Genomic DNA, 17,130 nt, shown 5'->3' with positions numbered 1-17,130 from the left:
GGCCTAGGGAGAGATCCACTTGTTGCTTCTAGCCAGAGGGTGTATGCTAAGACTAAATAAGAATGATCTAATTATTTAATCTATCAGCAATAAAGCTCTTACCCAACCCCTCTTTTTAGGAGTCACGCAATGAATATTGATCGCGCTCTACTGACCTTTGCCAGCATCATGATTCTGGTCAGCGTCGCTCTCACGCAACTGGTGCATCCCGCTTTTATGTGGCTCACCGTGTTGATCGGCCTGAACATGCTCCAAGCCAGCTTTACCGGCTTCTGCCCTGCAGTGATGCTATTCAAAAAGCTTGGCATTCCTACAGGCAGCGCCTTCAAATAGCAACAGCAACCCAAAGGCCCATCTAGGTAAAACTGATGGGCTTTTTTGTCTTTCTTTTTTAAGTTTTGATGAATAATGTTTGCATCCTGCTATGCTTCAAGGTTCAATCAGCCTGCCAGTTTATGAACCTGAGGGATAGCCATGAGCCAGTTGCTACACAATGTGAATCAGCGCACACAGATGGCAGGTGAGAATCGCCTAGAGCTACTGCTGTTTCGCTTACAAAACGGGCAGATTTACGGCATTAACGTATTTAAGGTCAAAAAGATCATTCCTTGCCCAGCATTGACTCAACTTCCCTATCATCACCCCCATGTGGTGGGGGTGGCCAACACTATGGATGGCCCGCTCCCTATTCTGGATATGCTGAGCGCGATTCAATCAGGCAAGGTGACTGAACCACGCAAGCAGCAGGTGATTGTCTGCGAATACAATCGCCGCATGCAGGGCTTTTTAGTCCAATCGATAGAGAACATTATTAACTTGCAGTGGAGCGATATTCTGCTGCCCCCCAAAGGCATAGGTCATCGGCACTATTTGACCTCTGTGACGCGTTATAACAATCAGCTGGTTGAGATAGTGGATGTCGAAAAGGTCATCTCTGAAGTCACGCCTTCAGCGATGCACATGAACGCACAACTCAATGATGACTTTGAATCACTCAAAACGGCTCAGGTGCCACGCAAGCTGTTGGTCGTTGATGATTCGGTGGTCGCCCGTAACCAGATCAAACGCTGCCTTGAAGAAGTCGAACTGGAGTCCTTCCTGCTCAAAGATGGCTTGCAAGCCTACGAACATTTGATGCAGCTCGCTCACGAGGGCAAGGATATTAATCAGGAATACCTGATGATGATTTCTGATATCGAAATGCCGGAGATGGATGGCTATACACTGACCCGCAAAGTGAAGGCAGATCCGCGCCTGGCTCCACTGCACGTATTGCTGCACACTTCTTTATCTGGGGTGTTTAATAAGTCGATGGTGGCTCGCGTCGGCGCTGATAATTTTATTGCCAAATTTGATGCCAACGAACTCGCTCAAGCGGTACTGGATCATTTTCGTTTGCGCTCAACACAAGGCTGATCAGCATCCAGCAGCGCGGCGCTTGACTGCACCGCGCTCATTGGCTTAAAGCTTATTTAGGCTGCAAGGCTTTATAAATGCTGCTAACGATCTTATCCGCTTGGAAGGGTTTCAAAATATAGCCGCGCGCGCCAGCCTGCATCGCCTGCTGGACACTAGCAGCCTGACTATCGCCAGTGACCATAATGACTTCAGGTGGCTCGTCCATTTTTCTGATTTTAACCAAAGCCTCTAAACCGCTCATTTCTGGCATCTCAATATCGAGACACACCACCTGAGGTTTATGCTGCTTGACCAGCTGGACAGCATCCACGCCATTCCCCGCTTCTGCCACAACCTGAAAACCGCGATCCTTCAGGATTTGGCGCAGCAGACTACGCATGATCGAAGTATCGTCAGCGATGATGACCCGAATCGGGGCGGGCTCGGCAGGGGCAGATGTACTCAATTGAAGGCCTTTAGGTTGCTATCCATGAAGAAGAATGACTCGAACCAAGAATCACTGCGCATATTAGGGTTTTTGTGGCAAAATGTAAAAAAAACCGTCTTTTGGTAGCAGTCCATGGCGACACCTTCCTCCGATTCCCATCTCAGCACTCAGCTGGAGTATCGTCGCTTTCGCAATCTCATCTTTATTGCGGCCGTCCTTGTCGCGCTCGGATTGATGTTTCTTGGCAGCTGGATGGCGCGTGGTGTTGAGCAGGATGTCTTACTGCGCTCTTCCAAAGCCTACTCTGATGCAGTCATGCAGTTCCGCTCTTTTTATTCTGATATCCTGCTGGCTCCTTTGCATCATCACCCTGATTTAATCATCAGCGAAGACTATCAACAACAGGAGTTTGCGCTGCCGATACCCGCAACCTTGACACTGGATCTGGTCGAATATATCAATCAGCAAGATCAGCAGGTCTATCTGTCGCAGGTCAGCCACTACCCCTTTCCTCAACGTGCTGAACGCCAGCTCAAACCTTTTGAGCAAGAAGCCCTCGCCCATCTCTCCCAGCCTGATCATAGCGCCTATCACCGAGTCGATCAGATTGAGGGTCAGCCGTTTTTAAGCTATGCCCTGCCCATTCGTCTTGATGCCTCTTGCGTTGGCTGCCATAACCAGCATCCGGCCTCACCACGACGTGATTGGCAGGTGGGTGATCTGCGCGGTATTCAGGTCGTGAGCCTGCCGATACATCAAGCCTTTGCTCAACAGAATCAGCGCCTGACGGTCTTTTTTGCGATGATTTTCGGTGTGCTGTTATGTGGTGTAGGAGCGCTGATCTGGATGGATGGGCGCATCGTACGTGCCTTGCGCTTGGCGCGTGAGAAAAGCCGTGCTCTGGAAAAAACGACCCATGCACTGCGTCAACGTGAATTTGCACTGGATCAACATAGTATTGTCAGCATGACGGATCCAGCTGGCACCATCACCTATGTGAATCAGCAATTTGTCAATATCAGCGGCTATAGCGCGCAAGAATTGCTTGGGCAAAACCATCGCATTGTGAATAGTGGCCACCATCCACGGGCTTTTTTTAGTCAGCTGTGGAAAGCCATTGCACAGGGCGAAGTCTGGCATGGCGAAATTTGTAACCGAGCCAAATCAGGCGAGCTCTACTGGGTGGCAGCTACGTTGGTGCCTTTTCTGAATCTTCAGGGCGAACCAGAGCAGTATATTGCGATACGCACCGATATCACCCAGCAAAAACGCCTTGAAGAAAAGCTCTTTGCCAAGAATCAAGCACTGGAAAAAATGGCACAGGATCTGCGCAAACAGTACTTATGGATGCGTGATATTTTGGAGGCGGTGCCGTTACCGGTTTTTTTGAAGGATCGTCAAGGGCGTTATCTGCAAGTGAATCAGGCTTTTCAACAGCAGATGCACCTCAGCAACTGCATCGGTCTGAGCGCTCAGGATTTATTTACACCTGAGCTGGCACAACTGCATGAGCAGCTCGATCAACAGCTGATTCTAGAAGGCAAGGGACAGCAGTATGAAGCCGAATATAGAGATGGAAGCGGACGCGAACGCTATGCCAGTTTTCATAAAGAGCCATTAACGGCGGAAGATGGCAGCATTCTGGGCTTGGTCGGTGTGGTGGTTGATCTGAGTGAGCGCCGCGCCTGGGAGGCGAGCCTGTTGCAGGCCAAAGAAGCAGCAGAAGCGGCCAGCTTAGCCAAAAGCCAGTTCCTCGCCAATATGAGCCATGAAATCCGCACACCGATGAATGGGATTTTGGGCATGACAGCGCTAGCACTGGAAACACAGCTGACGCCGACGCAAAAAGACTATTTGCAGCTCGTCGAGAGTTCAGCACAGGCACTGTTGGTACTGCTCAATGATCTGCTTGATTTCTCTAAAATCGAAGCGGGCAAGCTCCATCTTGATCCACAACCAACGGATCTGCTCGCTCTGCTGACGCAACCGATGAAAAGCCTTGCCATGCGCGCGCACCAAAAGAACCTGAGTTTTGAGTGGGGGCTCACTCAGCCAGTGCATCAACTGCCCAAAGAAGTCTTACTGGACAGCGGGCGCTTGCGTCAGGTGATCATGAACCTAGGTGATAATGCCATTAAATTCACCCAAAGCGGCTATCTACGCTGGTCTTTTAGCTGGCAGCAAACAAGCGCAGATCAAGGGCAACTCAGCTTGACACTTGAAGACAGCGGTATAGGTATTGCCGCCGATCAACAGCAGGCCATTTTCTCAGCCTTCACCCAAGCCGATACCTCAACGACACGCCAATTCGGTGGCACAGGGCTGGGGCTTTCCATTTGTCAGCATTTGATTCAGCTGATGGGTGGAGAACTCAGCCTCAACAGCCAGCCTGGGCAAGGCTCGAGCTTTACCGTGACACTCGCTCTGCAAGTGATCCAGCCGGGGCGGGCGCGCTTACCCGCCTTAACTGAGCCCCAGCCTCTGTTGTGGCTCGCCAGTGAGGCCACCAGTCGCTACAGCGGCCAGCAACTACTCAGTGCCCAAGGCGCACAGGTGATCGAGTTGGATCTCGAAGCCGACACGGCACAATGGCCACTGGCACCGCTGGTGATTCTCCATTACCCGCCATTTTTCAATGCACTGGAGTGGATCCAGAACCACCAACAGGCTCACCCTGATTGGCATCAGCCCATCCTGCTGCTGGCTCCACTACTAACACATCAAGATCAGCAGCAGCTGCAGCAGTGTAGCAGGACACAGCATCTGAGCTGGCCGCCCCTGTGGGACGAGTTACAGGCAAAGGTGCAGCAGCTTTATCAACCCCTGCCACCACCTGGCCTGACGATCTTGCCAACTGAGTGGCAGTGGACAGCGCTGCCCAACACGCTGCTGGCTGACTATGCGCCACATGTCTTGGCGCAATTCGATCCTCTGTGCGCGGACATCGAACAGGCGCTGGCCAGGCAGCAGCCTCTCGCTCCGCTGCTCCATCTGCTATTCAGCCAGCTTAGCCTATTGCAAGTCCACCATCTCGTGACACCACTTCAACAGTTGATCACGCAGTTAGATCAACCCGTTTCGGCATCACTGAGTGCTGATCTGCACTACTTTATGTATCATCTTGCCTTATGGCGTCCCCAGCTGGTGACAGCCTGCCAAGCCATTGCTCAGCCCTTGTTTACTTCATCCGAGTCTGCCCATGAATAACGCCTCTCAAGACGCTCACCTTTATCAACTTGCGCTCAGCATGGGCACCAGTCAGGAGCTGGAGGTGATGCTGGATCGCACGCTGAAAGGACTGATGGAGCATCTTCCTGTGCGTTCGGCTCAGGTGTGGCAGCTGGTGCGCCATCAACAAGAAATCTGGAACGCAGGGCTAGGCGAGGAAGCGCGCTGCTTGCTGACAGCACGCCTCACACCGCTCAATCATTTTCCCAACACTGCCGCTGCGAGTGTGGCGCTGAGCAAGCTAGAGCAGCAGTTCAACTGGCCTGAGTACTATCACCCCTTCTTGGAATGGGCCGCGCAGACCCTGCCCATGCAATGGTCTGACAACAACCGCCATCAGGTGCTCTTTTCTTTGCCTGGTTTTGGATTACTCTGGCTAGAAACCAGTGAGCCACTTGAAGCCGAACTGCATCCTGAGCAGCTCCAACCGCTGATGGATCGCCTTGCTCAGTTTTGTCTTGGCTGCCTCAGCCAAGCACAGCTCGCCGAACAGATGCAAAAAGCACAACAGGCCAGTCAGGCCAAAAGCCTGTTTCTCGCAAATATGAGCCATGAAATTCGCACACCGATGAATGGCATCCTCGGCATGCTGGATCTGGTACTGCATAGTGAATTGAACGAAGAGCAAAAAGAATATCTCGATCTGGCACGCATGTCCGCAGATCACCTATTGGAAATCATTAATCACTTGCTCGATTTATCCAAGATCGAAGCCGGTAAGCTAGATCTGCAACCAAAAACCTTTGATTTAATCGAGCTGCTTGGTCAAACAGTCAAAAGTCTGGCCGCGCGTGCCAAGCTCAAACGCCTACAGCTGCATTATGATATTGATCCGAATCTGCCACGCTATGTGATGACCGACCCAGCTCGCCTGCGTCAGATGTTGATCAATTTGCTGGGCAATGCGATTAAATTCACCCAGGTGGGTGAGGTGACGCTCGAAGCACGCCTGGTGGCCGCGAGTGAGAAAACAGCTGAGTTGGAGCTGGTGGTGCGCGATACAGGGATAGGTATGGATGCTGCAACGCTTGAACATATCTTCGAACCCTTTGAGCAAGCGCAAAATCAGCGCAATCGCCAGTTTGAAGGGACAGGCCTTGGACTCTCGATTGTCAAAGATCTGGCTGAGCTGATGGGCGGACGTATTCAGGCCACCAGTCAGTTACAGCAAGGTTCCTGCTTTAGGCTTCAACTCCCCATCCAACTGATGCAAGCCTCAGACCATCAACCTGTGCGCCCCTGTGATCTCAGTGGTTTTCGCGTTCTACTAACTGAGGATCACCCAGTGAGTCGCCGCGTGATCAGTGCGATGCTCCAGCAGCTCGGCCTTGAGCCTGGCTTGGCGACCTCTGGCCCGGAAGCACTTTTTCAGCTCAAATATCAGGCCCAACAACATCAACCCTATGATGCGGTTTTGGTGGATGCGCATCTGCCTGGCATGGATGGTTTTCGTTTTGTGGAACAGCTGCGCCAAGAACCGCAGCTTGCCGCAACCCAGGTGCTGATGCTCAGCGCCTCAGCGGAGACAGGTGATGCCAAGCGCTGCCATGAACTGGGCTTAATGGGCTATCTCACTAAACCGCTGACACTCACCGAGTTGCAAGAGGCCTTACAGCGCCTGCTGGCCCAGCACCAACCCCAGACTCTCGCAGCGAGCCATCCAACAGGCTTCAAGATCCTGCTGGCAGAGGATAACCAGGTTAATATGAAGCTGGCCATGAAGCTGCTGGCACGCGATGGCCATCAGGTCAGCTGGGTTGAAGACGGCGAGGCCGCTTTAGATCAACTCCGCACCGCTTCTTTTGATCTGGTTCTGATGGATATGATGATGCCAGTGATGGATGGTTTAGAAGCCACTCGGCAACGTCGTCTCTATGAGCAGGAACAAGGCCTGCCACCCATCCCGATTATTGCCATGACCGCCAATGCGATGCAGGGAGACAAGGAGCGGTGTCTCGCAGAAGGTATGCAAGGCTATGTCCCGAAACCCGTTAATCCCGAGCAGCTACGCCAGGAAATCCAGCGGGTGATGCAGCCAAAAGAGTTGGCGACCAACACAGCTCAGCAACGATCAACCCCAGAGCCAAAAAGTGAATGGGATGCGTTGCTCGATCAGGCCGACAATCTACTCGCACAAACACTTCATACCCCCTCAGACTCAAGCCATCCAGCGCCTGAACGCCCACTGTTACAGCCGCAGCCACCTAAAATAGACTGGCCCTTGGCTGTAGAGCGTCTTGGCGGTGATGCTGGCCTGTTGCGTATGGCCTTGGATATGTTTATTGATGAATATGAACAACACCAACGCCAGCTGATCAAAGCCTGGCAAGAGGTCGATCTCCCTGCTCTGGCTGCCGAGGCTCACACCTTAAAAAGTCTGCTGGCCACCTTTGCGGCTCAAGAAGCCGAAGACAAGGCTCGTCAGCTTGAAGCCAGCTGTCACCAAGCCCTACCGCTCAACCAGCTTGAGCCACTGTATTTTAGCCTACTGGAAGCCCTTGAAACCCTCTTGCCAGAACTGCTCCATCAACAGCAGATGGACTAAAGCCAATCCATAGCTAGGCCAAAACAAGGAGAGGTCAAACAGAAGCCGCCCGGGCAACTGATCGCAGCCGGCTTGATGTGCGTCAATAGCATTACAATAAATAAGCCTTTAGATTGACACAGATCGACTCAAGGAGAGTGTCATGCGTGTTAATCAACCCATCACCGAACAAGAGCGCCTCGTTAGTCCCCAAGACCAGCTGATCACCATCACTGACCTGCGCGGCATCATCACTGATGCTAATCAGGCCTTTGCAGAGATTTCTGGATACACCCAGCAAGAATTGATCGGCCAGAATCACAATCTGATTCGTCACCCTCATATGCCCGAAGCCGCTTTTGAAGATCTCTGGAAGACCATCCAATCGGGTCGTTCGTGGAAGGGACTAGTTAAAAATCGCTGCAAAAACGGTGACTTCTACTGGGTCGATGCCTATGTCACCCCGATTAAAAAAGATGGCAAAATAGTGGAATACCAGTCTGTGCGCCGCGCTGCACCTCGCGCACTGATTGCACGCGCAGAAGGTATCTATGCTCGCTGGTCAAACTCGCCTCGCCCACAGCAGCCTATTCGCCTATCACTCCGCCAACAGCTCTTCTTGTGCACCTTCTTGATCACGGCTCTTGGCAGTGGGCTGGCTTTCTGGCAACTGGGTGGCAGTGCGAGCTTAGTGCTGGCTGGATCTGGCCTGCTTCTGCTCGGTGGACTCCATTGGTTGACTCAAGGACTGAAGGCCTTAGAGCAACAAGCGCGGCAAATCAATGATCATCCTTTCATGACTTGGCTCTATACCGGACGCCAAGATGAACTGGGACGAATTGAATTTGCACTTGCCACCCGCACCAGCGAACTGCTCGCAGTCGTCGCCAGACTACACAGTAATGCTGCACTGGTCAGGCACAAAAAAGCCAACTCTGATGCGCAACTCCAAGCCGCTCTCGATCATGTAGAGCACCAAGGCAGCCTGATTGAAGAAGCGCGCCAGGCCTTACAAACTCAGCAGGCCAGCCTAGCAGAAGTCGCTGAGGGCACGGCCAAAACAACGCAATCGGTCGCACAATCTCACCAGGCAACGCAGGTCGGGCAGGCCAGTATTCATGCTGTGACAGAAGCCATCATGCATCAAGCTCAAGAGCTGAATCTGGCCAAGGATCAGGTTGCTGAACTGGCTGAGACTAGCCAAGAAATCGAACAGGTGATGGAAGTCATCTCACAGGTCGCCGAGCAAACCAATCTGTTGGCTCTCAATGCGGCCATTGAAGCCGCGCGGGCCGGTGAGGCGGGCCGAGGATTTGCTGTGGTGGCCGATGAAGTTCGCGCTCTGGCTCAGCGTACCCACCAGTCCACGCTTGAAGTCAATCGCATCGTAGAGGAGTTACAAACCGCGACCCAGGCCTCAGTCAGCGCCATCACTCAGGGTGTCCACACCTCCTCACAAACTGTCTCTTTGGCCGATCAGATGCGTCAAGGTTTTGCAGAGATTCTTCAGGCGGTCGATCAAATGCGTGATTTTGCTGCCTTGGTCAATCAAATGACACAAGAACAGGCTGCACTGAGCGAGCAAACGACAGAGCAAATGGGTGCACTGGCTCATCTGGCTGAACAGTCTGTCGCCGCAGGGCAGGCTGCACGCCAGGAAGCCGATGATCTGGATGATCAGGTTGCCCATCTGCATCTGCTGGCAAGCCATTTTATCGATAGCCTGCAAGCTCAAGCCGCAGCAACTCAGGTCAGATCAGCCTGATAGCGGATCTCGACAATGATGTATTGTGCCTCTGGCCCTGTCCAGCTGACTGAGGTCGACGGCTCCTCTTCATACTGCTCCTCGTCATCCTGCGCGTCTTCCCACTCAGCGGCTGGATTGGCTGCTGGATTGGCGGCTGGCGCTTTGGACTGCACACGGCCAAGCTGAGCGGGAAGCAGCACACTGGCATCCAGAGGCTGCCCAAGCAGACGTCTGGCCACGGGGGCATCGATACTCAACCAGCCTTGCTGGGGGCGCGCTTCATCTGGCCCGACAAGACGCCAGGTTTGTGTCTCGCCCGCCTCATCCTCCAGCGTCACCCAAGCACCAAAATACACCCGCTGCGGATCCGCCGGTAAACGATCCACCACCTTCAGCACATCTAAACGCCGATCTAGATGATGGATGCGCGCCAGAGTGCGATTCAGCTCACGCTTATTGTAGGTGTAGTCGGCATTTTCACTGCGATCTCCTTGAGCAGCCGCCTCTTGTACCTTTTGCGCTAGCTCTGGATGCCTGACCCGCCAGAGAAAGTCTCGGGTTTTCTGAAGGCGCTGATAGCCTTCTGGGGTAATCACATTGGAGCGTTCTTCAGCGCGTGGATCCTTGGCTGGATCACGCCATCTGTGCATATTTCGTCCGCGCATCATGTTATCCTGTTCGCCAAAAGAGCCATCATACGGAGTCCGTCAGATGACGCAAGATCCCCCTTCTGCGCAGGTCTTCCAGCATCAGGATGTGCAGTACATCGCGCAAGAGTCCCTTTATCAGGGCTTTACCCAACTGGCCGCCGTTGAGCTCAAGCATCGGCGCTTTGCCGGCGGCTGGACACCAGCGCTGCGTCGTGAAGTCCTGCTGCGCCCAAATGCCGTCGGTGTTTTGGCTTATGATCCTTGGCGGGATCAGGTCGTCTTGGTCGAACAGTTTCGGATCGGTGCACGTACAGATCCACTGAGTCCTTGGCTGCTGGAGCTGATCGCTGGCTTGATTGAGCCAGGCGAAGAGGCTGAGGCTGTGGCCCATCGTGAAGCCTGGGAGGAAGCCCAGCTCACACTGCTCAGCCTTGAAAAAATCACGCGCTACTACTCCAGTCCTGGCGTCACTGATGAACAGGTCGATCTCTTTTGTGCGCTGGTTGATGCCTCACAAGCCGCCACCTTGGCGGGGCTGGCTGATGAGCAGGAAGATATTCGCGTCGTCTGCTTACCTGCCGCTGAGGCCTTGCAGCAAGCACTGAGTGGACGCGCAGCCAATGCCATGAGCCTGATCGCGCTACATTGGCTTGCTTTGCATGCACCGCGTTTAAAACAACAAGCCCAGCTGCTCGCCCATCATGACCCAGCCTAACCGTCGTACACTGAAAGCCCTTCAGGATCTCGCTGCCTACAACTATGTGCTGTTACATAAACTGCTGCATGGGCAAACCCAAACCCAGTGGCAATTGATACTCGGCAGCGCCTCAGCACCCACACGCCTTGAAGGCCGCTGCCTTGAGAACACACGCTGGACACAGCTGATCCAGCTGACCTGGTCAGTGGCGACAGAAGAGGCACAACCCTGGCTGATCGATCAACAAATGCTGGTGCGTTACTATCAGGATGTGCATCTTGCTGAGGTCATCGCCTATCAGCGCCAGCAAGTCCGCGAGGGACGCTACACCTATCCGAATGCGCAGATGTACCATCCAGACGAAAAGCGCCAAATCAACCAGCTATTGAGAGAGTGGCTCCATGAAGCCCTCCAGACTGGCTATCCAGCCCTTTCGACTCCAGCCTGAGGTGACTGACTGATGTCCACGACTCGCCTGCGTATCGCCCAGCTCAGTGATCTGCACCTCACGGCTTCAGATCAAGGCCTCTATCGAGGGCGCTCCAGTCGGCAGGCGCTCTGTCTGGCACTCGATCAGGCTTGTGCCGGTGGCGCGGATCGGCTGCTACTCAGCGGTGATCTGGCACAGGATGTCGAGCCAGCAACCTATGCTTGGTTGGTGGTGCAGCTTGAAAAAACGGGACGACCTTGGCACTGGCTACCCGGCAACCACGATGCACCTGAAATGATGCAGAGCTGGGCGGCAACGGAATGGGAGGCCATCTGGGCAGGATGGCAGGTCATCGGTTTGTCCACCCATCAGCCCCACAGTGCGGCAGGGCGGCTGAACGCAAGTAGTTTAGCGCGCCTTAAGCAAGCCAGCGCCCAGAATCAGCCACTGCTGATCGCCTTGCATCATCCCCCCCTGCTGGCTGATCGTCCCTGGCTGAATAGCATCGGTCTTGAGAATGCCGCTGATTTTTGGACTGCGTTACAAGATCGCACCGCTCCCTGTGTGATCCTGGCTGGCCACTGGCATCAAGCCCTTGAGCAGAGCAGAAGAGAAGCACAATGCTGGGTCGCCCCTTCGACTGTCATGCAATTTTCATCAACAAGTCAGGAGTTTGCACTCGCGCCAGAGGTGGGGGGTGGGCTACGCTGGGTTGATATCACAGCTCAAGGGCAGATTCAGACCCAGATTCGTCACTGGCCGCTAGAAAGCTCAAGGCTGATGTGCAGCAAGTGAAGCATCTTGTATTTCAGCTACACTTACTCACAGTCTAAGTGGATATTCATGTGGATATCTTTAGTACAAATCGCTCAAAGAACGTGACCGCTTTATGAATGAGACACTGATCAAAAAATCACCAACCGCAAAACCCAGTGAAATTCGCCTTGGTGCCAAAGAATGGGTTAAGCTGCCTGAACTCAACCTGACACTCAGAGCCAAGGTGGATACAGGGGCCAAAACCTCGTCTTTACATGCACTGAATCTGCGTACCTTTGAGCAAGATCAGCAGCTTTGGGTCGAGTTTGACACCTGGGTTGCACCAGATGAAGAGCTGATTCAGCTGCGTCTGCCCGTGGTCACCCAACGCCATGTGCGTAGCTCCAATGGTGTGTTACAAGAACGCTTAGTGATTGAAACTTGGCTCCATATTGGCGCCCTACAACAAAAAGTCCAACTCACACTAGCTGATCGCTCACGAATGAAATATTCTATGTTGCTAGGCCGTAGTGCCATGCGTCATCCCGTAATCGTTGAACCCAGTCGTAGTTACATCCAATCTGCACCTATCCACAGCTCATCTGATCACCCTGCTCTCGCCGCTCACCAGCCTAACTCAGTGCGCTGATGCTATTGGCGTTAGTGGGTGCAGTCAGCTGGATAAACAGATCTAGATCTCTTTTTTAGGCTCGCGCTATGCATATCGCACTTCTATCTCGTAATACCAATCTTTACTCTAGCCGCCGTTTAGTCGAAGCCGCTGAAGAACGGGGGCACACTATCCGTGTGATCGACACCCTGCGTTGTTACATGAACATCACCACCCACAAGCCAACCATTCACTATAAAGGTGAGGATTTAGAAGCCTTTGATGCTGTGATCCCACGCATTGGCGCTTCAGTCACCTTTTACGGTACGGCGGTATTGCGTCAATTTGAGATGATGGGGGTCTATCCACTGAACGAATCGGTCGCCATTACCCGTTCACGCGATAAGCTACGTTCTTTGCAGCTTCTATCACGCAAAGGCATAGGTCTGCCTGTCACAGGTTTTGCCCACTCACCGGATGATATCGATGACTTGATCCGCATGGTCGGTGGGGCGCCACTGGTGATCAAACTGTTAGAAGGCACGCAGGGAATCGGTGTGGTGTTGGCTGAAACCGAAAAAGCCGCCGAAAGTGTGATTCAGGCTTTTATGGGCCTGAAAGCCAACATTATGGTACAAGAGTATATTAAAGAAGCGGGCGGTGCCGATATTCGCTGCCTGGTGATAGGTGATAAGGTGGTGGCCGCGATGAAACGCCAGGCTCAGCCAGGCGAGTTCCGCTCCAACCTCCATCGAGGCGGTCAGGCAGAACTGATTAAAATCACCCCAGAAGAGCGCTCGACTGCCGTGCGTGCCGCTAAGGCAATGGGGCTCAAGGTCTGCGGCGTGGATCTTCTACGCTCGAATCACGGCCCGCTGGTGATGGAAGTCAACTCCTCACCTGGCTTAGAAGGCATTGAATCCGCCACAGGGCGAGATATTGCCGGCCTGATTATCGAATATCTGACTAAAAACGCCGGCCCCAATAAAACACGGACACAAGGACAAGGTTAACCATGATTGGCGCAGAGATTAACTGGCAGAGTCTTCCTATCCAAGAAGCTGCTGTTGCCCTCTACAAGAACCAGCGCATTCAACGCCATGCAGATAATGCCGCGTTGGTCGATGAGTTGATGAGCAGCAACTGGCTTCTCCCCGCAGAAGAAGAGGAGCAGTTTATCCTCAGCGCGCGCGGCCAAAGTGGATTAGAAGCCCTGCTGGATCTGCGCCTGCCGCAGTGGCGTGAATGGATGGCTCTGCTCGAAGGTGATGGCCTGCTGCTGGGTGAGGTTTTTGCTCAGCGCTGGGGGTTTATCAAAGAGCAGCTGCGCGCAGATTTACCCCGCACACTGAATCGTGCGACAGTCCAGCAAGCCCTGCTGGGCGATGCTCGTCAAGAGCTGCCAGAACATCTCCACAAACAGCTGCCTGATTTACAGCTGTGCGATGATCGCTGCTTGCATTTACGCGGCAGCCTGGATATGAAGCTGGTCAAAAAACATGGCCAGACCATCGAGCTCAAAAAAATCTGGCGTCAACTCAGTGAAGCCGTGATCCCAGAAAGAGACTTTCAACAGGTCAAAGAAGCCGATGGCGAACTGCCTTATCTGGTGCTGACCATTGAAGATCGTGGTGTTTTTCTGGATATTGATCTGCCTGATAATCTGCTTGCAGTCTGGGTCGCGCCGCAGCATCTGAGTTTGGCCGGTGATTTTCTGCGCTTTTTACCCCAGTTTGTCCCCCATGTGCATTTCGGGGATCTGGACCATCGTGGTCTGGTCATCGCAGAACGCTTAGCACTGATGAGCCAGCGCCCAGTCAAACGCTTTGTTCCCAGCTTCTGGGAAGATTATCGCGCTACTTTTGCCAACAAGGTGAGCCAGCAGATGGATGGCAAGGGCGCACAATGGCAGGGCCCGATTCTCTCGATTGCCCTGCTGCGTGAACTGATGACATCACAACGCTGGCTGGCTCAGGCCCCCTTGCTGTTTGATGCACGCCTACACGAAGAAATACGCCGCTTAATGGATTAGGGACTAGAGGTCCACGTCAGCAGTGCTCATTCAGCGCCGCCAAGGCGCATCGAGAGATCCAGACTCTGCACATCCTTAGTCAGGGTACCGAGGGAGATATAATCTACGCCTGTCTCGGCTACCGCCACCAGATTATGCTGATCAATACCGCCACTGGCTTCTAGCTTGGCTCGCCCAGCATTCAAGGCAACGGCAGCGCGCGTCTGCTGCAAATCAAACTCATCCAGCATGATGATGTCAGCCGCGGCAGCCAGGGCTTCTTCCAGCTCGGCAAAATTCTCGACCTCAACCTCCACCAGCTTGCCCGGTGCCAGACGGCGCGCTTCGGTAACGGCCTGAGTCAGACTGCCAGCGGCGGCAATATGATTTTCTTTAATCAAATAAGCATCATACAAGCCAATGCGATGATTAAAGCAGCCACCACAAGTCACCGCGTATTTTTGCGCCAAACGCAAACCTGGCAAGGTTTTGCGCGTATCCAGCAGCTGCACAGAAGTATGGGCCACTAAGGCAGCATACTGGTGACAGCGACTGGCAACACCGGCCAGCAACTGCACAAAATTTAATGCGCTGCGCTCTCCAGTCAACAGTGATCGAGCCGCGCCTTCCAGCGTAAAGAGCACCTGATTGGGTGCAATCGGCTCACCTTCGGCGACCAGTAAGGTCACCCGCACTTGTGGATCGAGCTGACGAAAAACCTCTTCAACCCAAGGGCCACCGCAAAACACACCGGCCTGACGTGTGATCACCTGCGCGCGAGCTTGGGTCGTGGCCGGAATCAACTGGGCAGTGAGATCGCCTGAACCCACATCTTCTGCAAGCGCAAGACGAACCTGATCGGCAAGTTGATCAGCAAGTGGCAAGGGTAATTCAAAGGACATAAGTTCTCCCAAAGCTGGCAGTTTGGTAAAGTCTGTATTGATCTGCGCGCTATTATAAGAGTTCATCTGGCTTAAAGGCGCATTTTATTGCAAAACTTCTTTTTTGGTCTAAAGAGGCACACACGTCGAGGAGGCGCTGTTTTATGCAGATAGTTGATCACTGGCTGAGCTGCGCCCAAGCTCGCCCTTCACCCTTTTTCAATGCCCGCCCACAGCAAGAGATCAGTGTGCTGGTGATCCACAATATTGCTTTGCCGCCCACAACCTATGGCGGCCCTTGGATCGAGGCCCTGTTCACTGGCCAGCTCGACACCAGCCAGCACCCCTATTTTGCCCAGTTAGAAGGCTTAGAAGTCTCTGCCCATCTGCTGATCCGCCGTACTGGACAGATCATCCAATTTGTCGGATTTGATCAGCGTGCCTGGCATGCTGGACGCTCGGTCTTTGAAGGACGTGAACAATGTAATGATTTCTCCATCGGCATTGAGCTTGAAGGTTCGGATCATCAACCCTACACTGAGGCGCAGTATCGACAGCTGATTGCCGTCACGCTGAGTCTGATGCAGACTTATCCAGAGATCACAACGCAACGCATCGTCGGTCATCAACAGATCGCCCCTGAGCGCAAAACAGATCCTGGCCCAGCTTTTGACTGGCCATACTTTTTGTCTCAGCTGGCCTCCACACAGGACGGATAGGATGAAGTTTTTTGCCCTTTTAGTGGTACTGCTTTTGCAAAAGCTCCCCAATCAAGGGGTACATCATGGCCTTGATCGCGCTTATCGCGCCTTTCATCGCTGGAGTGCCCAGATCTGGAAAAGTCATCTTGGCGCCACCGCCCCCTTTCTCACTGCCGTGATCTTTTGGTTACTCACCATCTGGCTTGTACTCTGGTGGCTGGATGGCTGGTTGGCCGGTGTGCCTGCACTGCTGGTGAATCTTGCCGTGCTCTACTATGCCCTTGGGCGGCGCAATGAACAAAAATGGATTCAGCGCTATATGATTGCTTGGCGTCAAGGAGACCATCAAGCAGCCTACTACTATGCCGAAGAACTCCTCGAACGCCCTTGCAATGAAGAAAGTGCCACCCAAGTACATGCTCAGGTTCTCGCCAAGCTGACCTATCTGGCATTTGATCGCTTGTTTATGGTGATCTTCTGGTTCCTGCTTCTTGGCCCACTGGGTGCACTGCTGGTCAGACTCAGCGAGCGTGCTCTGTATCATGCGCGGCAGGCTTATCAGGATGTCGATCCAGCGATAGAACACTTTCACTTTCTGCTCGAATGGCCCGCTTCGCGTCTGCTCGGCCTGACCTTTGCTTTAGCTGGTCGCCCACTGCTGGGCTTGCGCCAATGGAGCCGCGATCTATTCAAGGTGCAACTTGAGAGCGAGACTTTTCTGAATCGTCAATTGATCACCGCCTGCGGTCATCTCAGCGAAGCTGCGGCCTGTTATCAGCAACGGCCAGAAATGATGACACCTGAGGCAGACCAAGAGCTGGCACTCCTCAAAGAGCAGCTCTGGCGCGCCCTGATCATCTGGGTTGCAGTCTTCGCGCTCAGCGTTATCCTTTGGTCGTAACTGGTCGGTTTTGCTACTTAAGGCTTTTCTTTGGCCTTTTTTGTAGTAAAATTACAAAACTGAATAACAACACCAAGAAGCGCTGCAAGCCAAGCCAGATCTGCTGCAGCGCAACAAGACCACTCTTGTGCAGGACAATTTTTCCGGG

Annotated in this window: 16 protein-coding genes; 13 read left to right on the top strand and 3 right to left on the bottom strand. The window is 53.3% G+C overall.

From position 1 onward, the window contains the following. The first annotated feature begins 129 nt into the window (after positions 1 to 129). Both V6U78_RS02270 and V6U78_RS02265 read left to right on the top strand, forming a co-directional pair. Positions 130 to 333: a YgaP family membrane protein gene (locus V6U78_RS02270; RefSeq protein WP_405336765.1), complete on the top strand. Its 204-nt coding sequence runs from the start codon at positions 130 to 132 to the stop codon at positions 331 to 333. 141 nt (positions 334 to 474) lie between these two features. Further along, the gene (locus V6U78_RS02265; RefSeq protein ID WP_405336763.1) at positions 475 to 1,416 is read left to right on the top strand and encodes a chemotaxis protein CheV; all 942 of its coding nucleotides are present in this window, start codon (positions 475 to 477) and stop codon (positions 1,414 to 1,416) included. Between the two features lie 52 nt (positions 1,417 to 1,468). On the opposite strand, the gene V6U78_RS02260 is transcribed toward V6U78_RS02265, so the two are convergent. Continuing rightward, a complete protein-coding gene (locus V6U78_RS02260) occupies positions 1,469 to 1,864 on the bottom strand; it encodes a response regulator (RefSeq protein ID WP_405336761.1) in 396 nt (131 codons plus the stop codon). Positions 1,865 to 1,978: 114 nt separating this feature from the next. Here V6U78_RS02260 and V6U78_RS02255 point away from each other — a divergent pair, with 114 nt between their 5' ends. From V6U78_RS02255 to V6U78_RS02245, 3 genes are all read left to right on the top strand, one after another. Beyond that, positions 1,979 to 5,053 carry a PAS domain-containing protein gene (locus tag V6U78_RS02255; RefSeq protein WP_405336759.1) on the top strand — a complete coding sequence of 1,025 codons (3,075 nt, stop codon included), beginning with the start codon at positions 1,979 to 1,981 and terminating at the stop codon, positions 5,051 to 5,053. Continuing rightward, complete coding sequence (locus V6U78_RS02250; protein WP_405336757.1) at positions 5,046 to 7,619, top strand: response regulator; 2,574 nt, start codon at positions 5,046 to 5,048, stop codon at positions 7,617 to 7,619. Before V6U78_RS02255 ends, V6U78_RS02250 begins: the two co-directional genes overlap by 8 nt. 142 nt (positions 7,620 to 7,761) lie before the next feature. Further along, positions 7,762 to 9,363 (top strand): methyl-accepting chemotaxis protein, encoded by a 1,602-nt coding sequence (locus V6U78_RS02245; RefSeq protein WP_405336755.1) that lies wholly within the window; start codon positions 7,762 to 7,764, stop codon positions 9,361 to 9,363. Here V6U78_RS02245 and V6U78_RS02240 read toward each other — a convergent pair. Next, a complete protein-coding gene (locus V6U78_RS02240) occupies positions 9,345 to 10,010 on the bottom strand; it encodes a GreA/GreB family elongation factor (protein WP_405336753.1) in 666 nt (221 codons plus the stop codon). The two genes, V6U78_RS02245 and V6U78_RS02240, sit on opposite strands and share 19 nt — an antisense overlap. A gap of 46 nt (positions 10,011 to 10,056) precedes the next feature. Between V6U78_RS02240 and V6U78_RS02235 the strand changes: the two genes are divergently transcribed. The 6 genes from V6U78_RS02235 (at position 10,057) to V6U78_RS02210 (ending at position 14,520) form a co-directional block, all read left to right on the top strand. Continuing rightward, positions 10,057 to 10,710 carry an NUDIX domain-containing protein gene (locus tag V6U78_RS02235; protein WP_405336751.1) on the top strand — a complete coding sequence of 218 codons (654 nt, stop codon included), beginning with the start codon at positions 10,057 to 10,059 and terminating at the stop codon, positions 10,708 to 10,710. After that, complete coding sequence (locus tag V6U78_RS02230; RefSeq protein ID WP_405336749.1) at positions 10,697 to 11,140, top strand: DUF1249 domain-containing protein; 444 nt, start codon at positions 10,697 to 10,699, stop codon at positions 11,138 to 11,140. The genes V6U78_RS02235 and V6U78_RS02230 overlap by 14 nt, the downstream gene beginning before the upstream one ends. A 12-nt stretch (positions 11,141 to 11,152) precedes the next feature. After that, a complete protein-coding gene (locus V6U78_RS02225; protein WP_405336747.1) occupies positions 11,153 to 11,917 on the top strand; it encodes a metallophosphoesterase in 765 nt (254 codons plus the stop codon). 94 nt (positions 11,918 to 12,011) lie between these two features. Beyond that, entirely contained in the window at positions 12,012 to 12,527 is a 516-nt protein-coding gene (locus V6U78_RS02220; protein WP_405336745.1) for an ATP-dependent zinc protease family protein, read from the top strand. A 68-nt stretch (positions 12,528 to 12,595) separates the two neighbouring features. Continuing rightward, the gene (rimK, locus tag V6U78_RS02215; RefSeq protein WP_405336743.1) at positions 12,596 to 13,501 is read left to right on the top strand and encodes a 30S ribosomal protein S6--L-glutamate ligase; all 906 of its coding nucleotides are present in this window, start codon (positions 12,596 to 12,598) and stop codon (positions 13,499 to 13,501) included. Between the two features lie 2 nt (positions 13,502 to 13,503). Further along, entirely contained in the window at positions 13,504 to 14,520 is a 1,017-nt protein-coding gene (locus V6U78_RS02210; RefSeq protein WP_405336741.1) for a hypothetical protein, read from the top strand. A gap of 26 nt (positions 14,521 to 14,546) precedes the next feature. On the opposite strand, the gene nadC is transcribed toward V6U78_RS02210, so the two are convergent. Then, positions 14,547 to 15,401 (bottom strand): carboxylating nicotinate-nucleotide diphosphorylase, encoded by an 855-nt coding sequence (gene nadC, locus V6U78_RS02205; protein ID WP_405336739.1) that lies wholly within the window; start codon positions 15,399 to 15,401, stop codon positions 14,547 to 14,549. A 143-nt stretch (positions 15,402 to 15,544) separates the two neighbouring features. On the opposite strand from nadC, the gene ampD reads away from it, so the two are divergent. Next, positions 15,545 to 16,099 (top strand): 1,6-anhydro-N-acetylmuramyl-L-alanine amidase AmpD, encoded by a 555-nt coding sequence (gene ampD, locus V6U78_RS02200; protein ID WP_405336737.1) that lies wholly within the window; start codon positions 15,545 to 15,547, stop codon positions 16,097 to 16,099. 1 nt (position 16,100) lies between these two features. Continuing rightward, complete coding sequence (ampE, locus tag V6U78_RS02195) at positions 16,101 to 16,982, top strand: regulatory signaling modulator protein AmpE (protein WP_405336735.1); 882 nt, start codon at positions 16,101 to 16,103, stop codon at positions 16,980 to 16,982. Positions 16,983 to 17,130: the final 148 nt, after the last annotated feature.

It is taken from the genome of Marinospirillum alkalitolerans, assembly GCF_045055655.1.
Classification (GTDB): Bacteria; Pseudomonadota; Gammaproteobacteria; order Pseudomonadales; family Halomonadaceae; genus Marinospirillum; species Marinospirillum alkalitolerans.
This window is presented reverse-complemented; position numbering and strand designations above follow the sequence as displayed.